The sequence below is a fragment of the Pseudomonas sp. AC242 genome (genome assembly GCF_979258655.1).
Window position 1 is genome coordinate 648,850 of sequence record NZ_OZ409873.1, and the last position, 12,754, is coordinate 661,603.

Here is a 12,754-nt window from a genome sequence, read left to right on the forward strand (position 1 = left end):
CAGACAAGTGCCGCCACGTTACGCAGCCTGACCGTTCATCACAAGGGTTTAGCCCACGTGAAATGTCTGACCTGTCTGCAGGCCTTCGACACTTTTCGCGTAGGCCAATGCCACATCTGCCGCAGGAACCGGCTTGTAACCACGGAAATACGGAGCATAGCTGCCCATGGCTTCGAGCAGTACGGTCGGGCTGATCGAGTTCACTCGCAGGCCACGCGGCAATTCAATGGCCGCTGCGCGTACAAAACTGTCCAGCGCACCATTGACCAACGCTGCCGAGGCGCCGCTGCGGATCGGATCGTGGCTGAGCACGCCGGTGGTGAAGGTGAATGACGCGCCGTCGTTGGCGAACTCGCGGCCAATCAGCAGCAGATTGACCTGGCCCATCAGTTTGTCTTTGAGGCCGAGAGCGAAGCTGTCTTCCGTCATCTCACCCAGCGGTGCGAAGGTGACGTTGCCGGCGGCGCACACCAGTGCGTCGAACTTGCCGGTTTTTTCGAACAGCTGGCGGATCGATGCGCTGTCGCTGATATCCACCTGCAAGTCACCGCTGTTGCGGCCGATGCGGATGACTTCGTGGCGTTGCGAGAGTTCTTTGTCCACCGCCGAACCAATGGTGCCGCCAGCGCCTATCAACAGAATCTTCATCGAGCTGTACCTCAAGTGATTGAACGAGGTTTCAGTCTAGAGTGGTTTTTTCTGTGGATAAGCGCGCTAATAGGCAACCTTTGGTTTTCAAATGGAAACAATCCATGAGCGAAATGGATGATCTGGCGGCGTTCGCGGTGCTGATCGAAGCGGGCAGTTTTACCTTGGCGGCGCAGCAATTGGGTTGTAGCAAAGGGCAGTTGTCCAAGCGCATCAGCCAGCTCGAAGCGCGGTTTTCTGTGGTGTTGCTGCAACGTACCACTCGACGCTTGAGCCTGACCGCTGCCGGCGCAGCATTGTTACCACAAGCGCAGGCGCTGGTCGTCCAGGTGGAAAGGGCGCGTCAGGCCTTGGCGCGGTTGAAGGACGATATGGCCGGCCCGGTGCGCATGACGGTGCCGGTTTCGTTGGGGGAAACCTTCTTCGATGGTTTGTTGCTGGAGTTCTCGCATCAATACCCTGAGGTGCAGATTGAGCTGGAGCTGAACAACAGTTACCGCGATCTGTCACGGGACGGCTTTGATCTGGCGATCCGCAGTGAGGTGGCCAATGACGAACGGCTGGTGGCCAAGCCGTTGTTGGCCTGGCAGGAAATGACCTGCGCCAGCCCGGCGTATCTCGAGCGTTTCGGTGAACCGCTGACGCCACAGGCTCTGGCCGAGCATCGCTGCTTGCTCAACAGCCACTACAGCGGACGTGAGGAATGGCTGTATCACCAGCAGCATGAATTGTTACGGGTGCGAGTATCAGGACCGTTTGCCAGCAACCATTACAACTTGCTGAAGAAAGCCGCACTCAGTGGCGCCGGGATTGCGCGGTTGCCTTCCTACTTGCTGCAGGCGGAATTGGCTGACGGCCGATTGCGCTGGCTCCTGCGTGACTTTCAGACCCGACGTATGCCGATGTACCTGGTGCATCCGTATCAGGGCGGATTACCAAAACGCACGCAAGTGCTCGCGGATTATCTGATCGGTTGGTTCAAGCGCAGCGGCGAGGCGCTGGATCGACTTCAGCACTGATCATATGAACATAAACCCCATGTAGGAGCTGCCGAAGGCTGCGATTTTTTGATTTTGTTTTTTTCAAAGCAAGATCAAAAGATCGCAGCCTTCAGCAGCGCCTACAGGTCGGCGTTCAGTTGGCGAAGTGGCGGGCGATCAGATGATCAATCGACAACTTGCCCGGCCCCGTCGCCATCAAATACAGCAACACCGCCGCCCAGGTGCCGTGAGTCGGATAGGCATCGGGATACACAAACAGTTGAATGGTCAGGGTCATGCCCAACAACGCCAGCGCCGAAAACCGCGTAGCGAAGCCAATCAGAATCAGCATCGGAAAGAAGTGCTCGGCGAACGCCGCCATGTGTGCGGCAATCTCTGGGGACAGCAGCGGTACGTGGTATTCGCTCTTGAACAACGGAATCGTCGAGTCGGCCAGACGTGGCCAGCCGAGTTGAAAGCTGCCGTCGATCAGGTCAATGGCCAGGCCTTCAACCTTGGTCTGCCCTGATTTCCAGAACACCGCGGCAATCGAGAAACGCGCAATGAACGCGATCAGGCTGTGGGGGATTTTTTCCAGCAGCGCGATGGCGCGGGTGATGAGCGTTTTCATGGCAGTTCCTTGTTATTCAATTGGGTAATGGCGTTGCGCGCGATCAATAAGCCGAGGGTTTGCGCGAGGTCGAATTCAGGGCTGTTTTCAGCCGCTGCCAGCAGTGGCTGGCCATCGATCAGGTTGCGGATAAACCTGCTGGCGCCGGGGTCGAGGGCAAACACTTCGACGTCCAGGCCGTTGCGCAACACCAGCGCGTGTTGCCTTTGGTTGATGTCGACGCCTTCCAGCGTCGAGTTGTGTTGATGTGCGCCCCAGATCGCGACTACGGCATAGGCTGAGTCGAGCAGGTGAAGGGAGGGATGAAGGTTGAGGCGCAGCTCACTCAGCGTTTGCGCATCAGCCAGTGCTGCCGTGATTTCTTCTGGCCGGACGGGCAGGGTGTCGGCCGCGTGATAGGCGAGGGTACGCAGGTGCTCAAGGCGCGCCACGTCTGCCAGATAAGGCACGCTGCCGACCGGTTCAAACGCTGCAATGAAGTCCGCAAATGCTTCTCCGTAGCGACTCATCAACGGACTCTGCGGCGGCAGCTGTTGTACGAAAACGGCCGCCATGGCGTGGAAGAATTCATCGCCGACCAATTGCGCAACCACCGGGCAACTGTCGCTCAACGCATTGATCAGCGAAGCCTGTACGTTGTTGCGATACACCGCGAAACGGCTCGCCGGATCAGCACCGTTGGCGCTGCACAGGCCTTCGGGGCAGGGTAACCGGGTGTCGATCAGCGCGGCAGCGAAAGCGCGTTGAGTACTCATGTGCGTGCTCCAGCATCCAGCAAAAGTGCATCAGCTTGCTGAGCTTCCGCCAGCAGCACCGCAAACGCCGGCACTTGATTGTCGCGCTCGATCAACGTCGCCACCGGACCGATGCGTTGCAGCACTTGCCGGTACAAACCCCAGACGGCTTGATCGATCGGCGCGCCGTGATCGTCGATCAGCAAACGGTCGCCGAGGTCGTCGCAGTCCTCGGCAAACCCGGCCAGATGAATTTCACCCACCGTGTGTAATGGCAGCGCATCGAGATACGCCAGTGGATCACGCTGATGGTTCACGCAGGAAACGTAGACATTGTTGACGTCCAGCAACAGTCCACAGCCGCTGCGGTGTACGACCTCGGCGATGAAGTCAGGCTCATCGATGGTCGAACGCTGAAAGGCCAGATAGGTCGCTGGATTCTCCAGCAACATGGGACGTTTGAGTGTGTTCTGCACCTGATCAATATGCTCGCAAACGCGGTTCAGCGTCGGCGTGTCATAGGCCAGTGGCAGCAGGTCATTGAGAAACACCGGGCCGTGGCTCGACCAGGCCAGATGTTCGGAAAAGGCTTGCGGTTGATAGCGCTGAATCAGCTCGGCAAGGCGTTGAAGATGTTGTTTATCCAACGGCCCTTCAGCACCGATGGACAAGCCAACACCGTGCAGCGACAGCGGATACTGCTCGCGGATCAAACCGAGAAAATGATGAAACGGACCGCCGGCCACCATGTAGTTTTCGGCGTGGACTTCGAAGAAACCGATGTCCGGTTGTGAGCCGAGCACTTCACGAAAGTGCCCGGTCTTGAGCCCCAGCCCGGCACGGGACGGGAGCCCGGTGCGGGCTGCCTGAGTGCCGGAGGGAACATGGTCGTTGATTGTGAGCATGATCGTCACTCAGGCAGACCAACGATCAGGACTTGGCTTTGAAGGCTTCCATCTGACCGAAACCGGTCGGCGAAGTCTTGCTCTCGGTGGTGGCGCAGGTGCCCTTTGGAACGAGTTTCCAGGCATTGGCCTGATAGTCCATTTTCGACGTGCCGGCACAGGTAGTGCCTGCACCGGCGGCGCAATCGTTATGACCTTTCATGGCCACGCCGAAGCATTTTTCCATGTCGGCGTCAGCGGCGTGGACGGTCGATACAGCAGCCATGCTCAGGGCAGAACCGAGGGCCAGAACCAGGGCGGTGGCGGACAGGGTGCGAGTGGTAGCAGTCATGATGTTTCTCCAGTCTTGGTCAGGGTTTTTACAAGCGCGTTTGCGCTTGCTTGTCCCTCTAGAGAAACGAGGTGGCGTTGCGTTACAGCCCGCTCATAATCTTTTTGGAAAAACGCAAAACCCTGTAGGAGTGAGCCTGCTCGCGATGGCGTCATGTCAGATACTGGCGATGTTGAATGACACGACGCCATCGCGAGCAGGCTCACTCCTACAAGGGATTTTTGGAGAATCTGAAAATTGTGCAGGCACAAAAAAACGGCCCGAAGGCCGTTTGTTTGTTTGGCGACATGCATCAACCGCCGAGATACGCCTCGCGTACTTTCGGGTCGGTCAGCAGCGCTTCACCGGTGCCTTGCATGACCACGCGACCGTTCTCCAGAACGTACGCCCGGTCAGCGATTTTCAGCGCCTGGTTGGCGTTCTGCTCGACCAGAAACACCGTCACACCATCCTTGCGCAGCATTTCGATGATGTCGAAAATCTGCTGGATGATGATCGGTGCCAGGCCCAGCGACGGCTCGTCGAGCAGCAACAGTTTCGGCTTGCTCATCAACGCACGGCCGATAGCGAGCATCTGCTGTTCGCCGCCGGACATGGTGCCGCCGCGCTGGTTGAAGCGTTCTTTCAGGCGCGGGAACAGGCCAAGGACCTTGTCCATTTGCTCCTGATAGTCGCCCTTGTCGGTGAAGAAGCCGCCCATGGACAGGTTTTCTTCAACGGTCAGACGGGCGAACACCCGACGACCTTCCGGCACCACGGCAATGCTCTTGCGCATGATCTGCGACGAGTCCTGGCCGACCAGTTCCTCACCCATGTAGCGGATGCTGCCGCTGTGCGCCTGCGGCGAACCGCAGAGCGTCATCAGCAACGTCGACTTGCCGGCACCGTTGGCGCCGATCAGGGTCACGATCTCGCCCTGACGGACTTCGACGTTGACGTTGTGCAGGGCCTGGATCTTGCCGTAGAAGGTGGAAACGTTTTCGAACTGCAGCATTTACGCTTCCCCCAGGTAGGCTTTGATCACTTCAGGATTGTCGCGGATCTGTTCCGGCGTGCCGTCAGCCAGAGGCGTGCCTTGGTTGATCACGACGATGTGGTCGGAAATGCTCATGACCAGTTTCATGTCGTGTTCGATCAACAGCACCGTCACGTTGTGCTCTTCACGCAGCACGCTTATCAGCGCCTTGAGGTCTTCGGTTTCTTTCGGGTTCAGACCAGCGGCCGGTTCGTCAAGCATGAGGATCCGCGGACGGGTCATCATGCAGCGGGCGATCTCCAGACGCCGTTGCTGACCATAGGCCAGGGTGCCGGCGGTACGGTTGGCGAACTCTTTGAGGTTGACCTTTTCCAGCCAGTACTCGGCAAATTCCATGGCCTCGCGCTCGCTTTTGCGGAACGCCGGGGTCTTGAACAGGCCGGACAGGAAGTTGGTGTTGAGGTGACGGTGTTGGGCGATCAACAGGTTCTCGACCGCCGTCATGTCCTTGAACAAGCGCACGTTCTGGAAGGTACGCACCACGCCTTTGAGGGCGATCTTGTGGCCCGGCAGGCCTTGAATCGGCTCACCGTCCAGCAGGATGCTGCCGCCGGTGGGCTGATAGAAACCGGTCAGGCAGTTGAATACGGTGGTCTTGCCCGCGCCGTTCGGCCCGATCAATGCAACCACCTGTTTCTCTTTGACGGTCAGGGCCACACCGTTGACCGCGAGCAAACCGCCGAAGCGCATGCTCAGGTTTTCGACTTTAAGGATCTCGCGGCTCATTTTCGCAACTCCATGTGTGGGCGTTGCATCGGCAGCAGACCTTGTGGACGCCAAATCATCATCAACACCATCAGGGCACCGAACATCAACATGCGGTACTCGCTGAACTCACGCATCATTTCCGGCAACAGGATCATCACCACGGCCGCCAGGATCACGCCCAACTGCGAGCCCATGCCACCCAACACAACGATGGCGAGGATGATCGCCGACTCGATGAAGGTGAACGACTCCGGCGTCACCAGACCCTGACGCGCAGCGAAGAAGCTACCGGCGAAACCGGCGAATGCAGCGCCGAGAGTGAACGCGGAGAGCTTGATGATCGTTGGATTCAGACCCAGTGCACGGCAAGCGATTTCATCTTCACGCAGCGCTTCCCACGCACGGCCGATCGGCATGCGCAGCAGACGGTTGATGACGAACAGCGCCGCCAGCGCCAGCAGTAGCGCAACCAGGTAGAGGAAAATCACCTTGTTGATCGAGTTGTATTGCAGGCCGAAATACTCGTGGAAGGTTTGCATGCCTTCCGCAGCCTTGCGTTCAAAGGTCAGACCGAAGAACGTCGGTTTCTCGATGTTGCTGATGCCGTTCGGGCCACCGGTGATGTCGGTCAGGTTACGCAGGAACAGACGGATGATCTCACCGAAACCAAGGGTCACGATCGCCAGATAGTCACCGCGCAAACGCAGCACCGGGAAGCCCAGCAGGAAGCCGAACGTCGCCGCCATCAGGCCGGCAATCGGCAGGCAGATCCAGAAGCTCAGGCCGTAGTAGTGCGACAGCAGCGCGTAGCTGTAGGCACCCACGGCGTAGAAGCCGACGTAACCGAGGTCGAGCAGACCGGCCAGACCGACGACGATGTTCAGACCGAGGCCGAGCATCACGTAGATCAGGATCAGCGTCGCGATATCCACCGCGCCACGGGAGCCGAAGAACGGCCACACCAGCGCCACCAGGATCAGCGCAATGATGAAATAGCGCTGGGTGGTTGGCAGGGTGAGGAAGTTGCTCGCCTTGGCCGGAATCAGCGGCAGGCCCGGCGACGCACGCCAGGCTTTGCTGATCTGCTGGTTGAACAGCACGCGCAGGAACATCAGCACCGAACAGATGGCGATGGTCGCCAGCACGGTCGGGCTGGTGTTGTGCACTTCCAGGTTGATGCCGACGATGGTCAGTTTCAAACCGAGTACCGGGTAGGCCACGGCCCACACCAGCAAGGCACTGAACAGTGCCTGTTTAAGATTCCTAGTCATACTTTCTCAACCTCCGGACGGCCCAGAATGCCGGTCGGACGGAACAACAGCACCAGAACCAACAAGCCGAAAGCCACGACATCCTTGTACTGGTCGCCGAAGATATCGGCACCAAAGGCTTCTGCCACCCCAAGCACCAGCCCGCCGAGCATGGCGCCGGGGATGCTGCCGATACCGCCAAGTACCGCAGCGGTGAAGGCTTTGAGGCCGACGAGGAAACCGGCGTTCGGGTTGATCACCCCGTATTGCATGCTCAGCAGCACAGCCGCAACGGCTGCCAGCGCGGCACCAATGACGAAGGTCAGGGCGATGATGTTGTTGGTGTTGATGCCGAGCAGGTTGGCCATCTTGATGTCTTCGGCGCAGGCGCGGCAGGCGCGACCCAAGCGAGAGCGGGAGATGAACAGCGTCAGGCCGAGCATGGCGATCAGGGTCACCACGAACACCACGATTTGCATGTAGGAAATCAGCACTTCTTGTGCACCACCTGGGCCGAAGGCAATGTTGCCCGGAATCAGGTTGGGGATAGCTTTGTCCTTGGAGTCTTGCGCCAGCAGAACCGTGTTCTGCAGGAAGATCGACATACCGATCGCGGAAATCAGCGGGATCAGACGGTTGCTGCCGCGCAGGGGGCGGTAGGCGATCCGTTCGATGCTGTAACCGTAGGAACTGGTGACGACGATGCTGGCGATAAACGCCGCCGTCATCAACAGCGGGACACTGTCGAGTCCCATCATGGTCAACCCGGCGATGGCGATGAACGCCACGTAAGAGCCGATCATGTACACCTCGCCGTGGGCGAAGTTGATCATTCCAATGATGCCGTAAACCATCGTGTAGCCGATGGCGATCAAGGCATACATGCTGCCAACGTTCAGGCCGTTAACCAGCTGTTGGAAGAAGTGATAGATGTCAGGCATTACAGCGCTCCTAAAAACCTGATACGCATTTCACTGGTGGAGTCATTTTCCCGCCCGGCCCCGTGGATCTTTATCCACTTCGAATCCGGGTTTTGCCAGCGAACCGCTGATGACGGTTTTGAGATTTTCAGGTGGGGAGACTGGCGGATCACGCCAGCGCGGCCCAATACATTCGTAAAACAAAGCCCACGGCACGCCGTGGGCTTTATTGGCAGTCAGTCAGGCAGCGCCTTACTGAGGCGATACTTCAGTTTTAGGTTTGCCGTTGTGCCACTCGTAGACCACGAATTTGAAGTCTTTCAAGTCGCCCTTGGCGTCGAAGCTCAGGTCGCCAGTCGGGGTCTTGAAGGTACCGGCGTGAATGGCTTCAGCCACTTTGGTCGCGTCTTCGGACTTGGCTGCCTTGATGCCTTCGGCAATCACTTCAACCGCCGAGTAGGACGGGAACACGAACGGACCGCTTGGATCTTCTTTCTTCGCTTTGAAGGCATCGGCCAGGGCGATGTTGGCTGGATCCTGGTCGAAGGATTTCGGCAGGGTCACCAGCAGGCCTTCGGACGCGTCCTTGGCGATCTGAGTGATCGAGTCGTTACCCACGCCTTCCGGACCCATGAACTTGGCTTTCAGGCCCTTTTCCTGGGCTTGACGCAGGATCAGACCCAGCTCCGGGTGGTAGCCGCCGTAGTAAACGAAGTCGACGTTGGCTTGCTTGAGTTTGGCGATGATCGCCGAGAAGTCTTTGTCGCCGGCGTTGACGCCTTCGAACACGGCAACTTTGGTGCCTTTCTTCTCGAGGGTCGATTTCACCGCGGTGGCGATGCCTTCACCGTACTGTTGCTTGTCGTGCAGGACGCCGACAATTTTCGGTTTCACGTGGTCGGCAATGTAGTTACCGGCGGCAGGGCCCTGGGCGCTGTCCAGACCGATGGTGCGGAAGACCATTTTGTAACCACGGGCGGTGATGTCCGGGCTGGTGGCAGCCGGGGTGATCATGATCACGCCTTCGTCTTCGTAGATGTCCGAAGCCGGTTGAGTGGAGCTGGAGCACAGGTGACCGACGACGAACTTGACGCCGTCGTTGACGACCTTGTTCGCAACCGCTACCGCTTGTTTTGGATCGCAGGCATCGTCGTATTCAACGGCTTCAAGTTTCTTGCCGTCGACGCCGCCCTTGGCGTTGATTTGCTCGATGGCCATTTTTGCGCCACTGAACTGCATGTCGCCGTACTGGGCTACTGGACCGGTTTTAGGACCGGCGATACCGATTTTGATGGTGTCAGCTGCGAACGAATGGCTGGCAACCCCGGCCAGAACCATAGCGGCAAACAGTTTGGAAATCTGCTTAGTAGCCTTAGTCATAGTGCTCCACTCTTACTGTTGTAATTTTTTTGAGTTCTGGCGCCGTAGCAGCAGAACCGGGTCAGATATCTTTGCGATACCCTCCGGAAATGCCCCCGGCAACTGTACCGGTACAGTGTAGAGCGCCGGTTGTCAGCCTGGGAAGCGGGCGCCGAGGGGCAAAACTTGGGGGTGTCGCATTTTTGAATGAAAAAGACAGAATTGCGGCGGGGCGTTCGTGGGCATATAGCCCAATCAGCAGCATTCCCTGGCGTTCCTGCTCTTTTCGTTCGGTACAGCCATTTGCAACCGGGTTTTGCTGACGGACCACCGACGTTATTATTCGCGTCGATTTCTTTTCCGGACAGCTCCCATGAATCAAGAACCTAGCACCCTCTATGCCAAGCTGCTTGGTGAAACCGCATCTATTACCTGGAAAGAGTTGGAGCCGTTCTTCGCCAAGGGTGCCCTATTGTGGGTCGACCCTATGCTCGATTTGATCGCCGCTGCCGAGGCCGTGGCGTCGGATGAAGGCGAGAAAGTGGCTGCCTGGCTGGCCGCAGACAAAGTCGCCAAGCTGTCTGAATCGCGGGCGCTGGATCTTTTCGAACGTGATCCACAGCTGTGGGCAGTGGTGGTTTCGCCGTGGATTCTGATCCAGGAAAGGGCGGTCGCTGCTGACGTCGCACCTTGATGGTGCGACCGGCCGTCAGCGGAAAGTGTGTAGCGGAGTAGCGTGATGGCACGTTGCCGTGAAGAATCGCCACAAGCGCGGGTGACCTCACGGTGACGTAAACGTAACGGGAACAGTTTAGTAAGCAGCCTAACGGCTGCTTAATTGTTTCTGGATATTGGAAAGGCTGAAATCTTCAGTGAATTTCAGGGCCTCTTCGCTGGCAAGCCAGCTCCCACAGGTTTTGTGGTTTACACAATAATTGTGTTCACCCGGACCCTGTGGGAGCTGGCTTGCCAGCGATGGCGGCGACTCGGCCTTCGATCAGACCGTAAACGACTTGCCGGTATGGTTATTCAGCGAAATAACCTTGGTCTTGCCAATCCGGTGGCGGTAGATCTCGCGCAGGTACTTGATCGACTTCTTCACGCAATCACGCGACAGGCGAATGTCATTGATCGAGACAAACTTCTCTTTGTCGTTGATCAGCTCGCGGTACTTCTTCTCGTACATCGGTTTGATCGCGTACCAGTTGGTGTCGAGGATCTTCGCCGGGTTCTCGAATTCGTTGAGCAGGTCGTCGATGCGATCTTCGTCGAATTCTTCGTTGATGATGAAATCAAGAATCGAGTTGTCGAGGGTCTCGTCGAAGCGGTACGGGTTCTTCGCGAAGCAACGCTTGATAAACGCGACGATCAGGGTCAGAAAGTCGTCCGACAGGCACGGGCTCTTCGCAATCAACGTGGTCAGCGACAGGTTGGCCGAGGCGCCGATTACCAGTGCGTAACGCTTGAGCGTGGTGTTGGGGAACAGGCTGTTGAGGTGCGTCTTCAACCGGTTCAGGTCCATGTACGACAGCTTGTAGTCTTTCGGCAGCGAAACGATCGAGACCACCGACGAGCAGTTCTTGAAGAAGTGCAGGTCGTGCAGGGCCGCGGCGTCGTAGCCGGAGTTCTTGTACTGTTCCAGCGAAGCGCGATAACGCTTGGACTCGATCGGCAGCAGACTGATGCCTTCGATGGCCTGAGTCACTTTGTTGAAATGCGGCAGATCGATCGAGCGGAAGAACAGGTCATCGATGTTCAGACGCTGCGGCTCTTTATCGAACACCTTGAATTTGTCGCTGCTCGGCGGCGGGGTTTCCGGTACCACCGATTCTGCGTAGGCAATCGCCACCGGGCCTGCCAGACTCATGAACAGGTCGTTGGCGTCGAGGCGAATGGTTTCGCCAATGTCGATGCCGGCGCGGCGGAAGTAGTTCTGGTCGTAGTCAGTGGTGACTGCCTGCGCCGTGAGAATGTTGAAGATCTGCTGCGAGATGTACTGGTTGGCGTGCTTCTCCATCGCATTGACATCAATGTTCTGGATGTTGCCGTCATCGCTTTCTTCGGCGTAACGCATGATGTCGTTGGAGATCAGCATCATTGCGTTCCATGGGCGGATACGGCCCATGACGCTGGCTTCGCTACTGTCTTCATTGGCGAAGTTGTAGGAGAAATCCCATTCTTCCGAAAGGTATTTGCACAGCAGGCGCCCGGCGTTGATGTGCAGCGCCTCGGACATTTCGCTGCGGTGATCGGATATGTTCGGCAGCACGCAGATGCCGCTGGTGAAGATCGGTTCGAACACAAACGAATGACCGCTCTTGCCGTCATGCTCGTCCATCGGTTTGGTGTCGAACGTCTTGTTCATGTACGAGTGCTGCTGGGCCAGACCGAATTCCGAAGCCATGCCGGAACCGGTACCGCCGCCGGCACTGAAGATCGAGAAATACAGGCGCGACTGGTTGGCCTTGATGCCGCAGCTGTCGATCAGGTACGAGTGGATCATTTTCCAGTCAGGGCTGGAGAAGCGCTGGGTGTCCTTGTTGAGGATGATCTTCGCCAGGTACTGGCCGAGGATCGGCGCGTTACCGGCGCCACCGGCGTGGACTTCGGACAAGTCCATGATCTTCATTTTGCTGTAGTCGCGCAGGAAGCCGCTTTTCTCGCCCTTGCGCGAGAAACGGATGCGCCCGGCGATGTCCTTGTCGAGGTCGCCGAGCATCACCAGCGGTTCGACCAGAAACACCGGTTTGGTCGATTTGTTCGGGCCGATGCGCAGGTTGTTCTTGATCCACTGCGCCGGGCTGTAACCCTTGTCGGCCAGTCGGCGATCCGCCGCGCGGTCTTCGTTATTGAATTCGTTGAGGTAGAACTTGCGCGCGTTGTACACCAGCTCCGCGACATCAAGGGCGATGTTCGAGCCGCAGCGACCGAGGCCGATCAGGCACACCGAGGGGAATTCCTGGTCGTTGTGCTGTTCGTTGTCGCCTTCCAGGTGCGGTGGGCGCGGGAACACCAGATCACGCAGGCCGTCGAGGTTGTCGAGGATGCGGTCGGTATTGGTTTCGGTGAAGTACAGGTATTGCTGGGTTGACAGCGGGCGCGACGGGACCAATGGCTTCGACGATGACGGGCTGTTGGCGGCGGGGCTCAAAGTCAGATCGGATACCGCAGTGGCGGGATTATTTTTAGAAGTCATTGTGCGCCATATACCTGGACTGGTTGGCTCGCTGGCCAGTTGCCTGCGAACCTCAC

General features: G+C 57.9%; 13 protein-coding genes. 2 read left to right on the forward strand and 11 right to left on the reverse strand.

Going from position 1 to position 12,754, the window contains the following annotated elements; translation table 11 throughout:
* Positions 1 to 48: 48 nt before the first annotated feature.
* A complete protein-coding gene (locus tag ACZZ0A_RS02940; protein WP_007918548.1) occupies positions 49 to 648 on the reverse strand; it encodes a short chain dehydrogenase in 600 nt (199 codons plus the stop codon).
* 104 nt (positions 649 to 752) lie between these two features.
* On the opposite strand from ACZZ0A_RS02940, the gene ACZZ0A_RS02945 reads away from it, so the two are divergent.
* Positions 753 to 1,667 (forward strand): LysR family transcriptional regulator, encoded by a 915-nt coding sequence (locus ACZZ0A_RS02945; RefSeq protein ID WP_095113845.1) that lies wholly within the window; start codon positions 753 to 755, stop codon positions 1,665 to 1,667.
* Positions 1,668 to 1,782: 115 nt separating this feature from the next.
* Here the strand turns inward: ACZZ0A_RS02945 and ACZZ0A_RS02950 are convergent, their stop codons facing one another.
* From ACZZ0A_RS02950 to ACZZ0A_RS02990, 9 genes are all read right to left on the reverse strand, one after another.
* Positions 1,783 to 2,259, reverse strand: a complete 477-nt coding sequence (locus ACZZ0A_RS02950; protein ID WP_123374644.1) for a DoxX family protein — start codon at positions 2,257 to 2,259, stop codon at positions 1,783 to 1,785.
* On the reverse strand, positions 2,256 to 3,014 hold the full coding sequence (locus ACZZ0A_RS02955) for an HvfC/BufC N-terminal domain-containing protein (RefSeq protein ID WP_463542491.1): 759 nt from the start codon (positions 3,012 to 3,014) through the stop codon (positions 2,256 to 2,258). The genes ACZZ0A_RS02950 and ACZZ0A_RS02955 overlap by 4 nt, the downstream gene beginning before the upstream one ends.
* Positions 3,011 to 3,898 (reverse strand): MNIO family bufferin maturase, encoded by an 888-nt coding sequence (bufB, locus tag ACZZ0A_RS02960; protein ID WP_463542492.1) that lies wholly within the window; start codon positions 3,896 to 3,898, stop codon positions 3,011 to 3,013. The genes ACZZ0A_RS02955 and bufB overlap by 4 nt, the downstream gene beginning before the upstream one ends.
* Before the next feature lie 25 nt (positions 3,899 to 3,923).
* On the reverse strand, positions 3,924 to 4,229 hold the full coding sequence (locus ACZZ0A_RS02965) for a BufA1 family periplasmic bufferin-type metallophore (protein WP_007918537.1): 306 nt from the start codon (positions 4,227 to 4,229) through the stop codon (positions 3,924 to 3,926).
* A 292-nt stretch (positions 4,230 to 4,521) separates the two neighbouring features.
* A complete protein-coding gene (locus ACZZ0A_RS02970) occupies positions 4,522 to 5,223 on the reverse strand; it encodes an ABC transporter ATP-binding protein (protein ID WP_007918536.1) in 702 nt (233 codons plus the stop codon).
* Positions 5,224 to 5,991 (reverse strand): high-affinity branched-chain amino acid ABC transporter ATP-binding protein LivG, encoded by a 768-nt coding sequence (gene livG, locus ACZZ0A_RS02975; RefSeq protein WP_007918535.1) that lies wholly within the window; start codon positions 5,989 to 5,991, stop codon positions 5,224 to 5,226.
* The gene (locus ACZZ0A_RS02980) at positions 5,988 to 7,244 is read right to left on the reverse strand and encodes a high-affinity branched-chain amino acid ABC transporter permease LivM (protein WP_038358181.1); all 1,257 of its coding nucleotides are present in this window, start codon (positions 7,242 to 7,244) and stop codon (positions 5,988 to 5,990) included. Before ACZZ0A_RS02980 ends, livG begins: the two co-directional genes overlap by 4 nt.
* Complete coding sequence (gene livH / locus ACZZ0A_RS02985) at positions 7,241 to 8,164, reverse strand: high-affinity branched-chain amino acid ABC transporter permease LivH (protein WP_007918526.1); 924 nt, start codon at positions 8,162 to 8,164, stop codon at positions 7,241 to 7,243. The genes ACZZ0A_RS02980 and livH overlap by 4 nt, the downstream gene beginning before the upstream one ends.
* Positions 8,165 to 8,395: 231 nt before the next feature.
* Complete coding sequence (locus ACZZ0A_RS02990; RefSeq protein WP_007918518.1) at positions 8,396 to 9,523, reverse strand: branched-chain amino acid ABC transporter substrate-binding protein; 1,128 nt, start codon at positions 9,521 to 9,523, stop codon at positions 8,396 to 8,398.
* Positions 9,524 to 9,875: 352 nt separating this feature from the next.
* Between ACZZ0A_RS02990 and ACZZ0A_RS02995 the strand changes: the two genes are divergently transcribed.
* Positions 9,876 to 10,196, forward strand: coding sequence for a DUF2288 domain-containing protein (locus ACZZ0A_RS02995; protein WP_007918516.1), 321 nt, complete (start codon positions 9,876 to 9,878; stop codon positions 10,194 to 10,196).
* A 303-nt stretch (positions 10,197 to 10,499) separates the two neighbouring features.
* Here ACZZ0A_RS02995 and ACZZ0A_RS03000 read toward each other — a convergent pair whose 3' ends face one another.
* Positions 10,500 to 12,698 carry a hypothetical protein gene (locus ACZZ0A_RS03000; RefSeq protein ID WP_064119773.1) on the reverse strand — a complete coding sequence of 733 codons (2,199 nt, stop codon included), beginning with the start codon at positions 12,696 to 12,698 and terminating at the stop codon, positions 10,500 to 10,502.
* Positions 12,699 to 12,754: the final 56 nt, after the last annotated feature.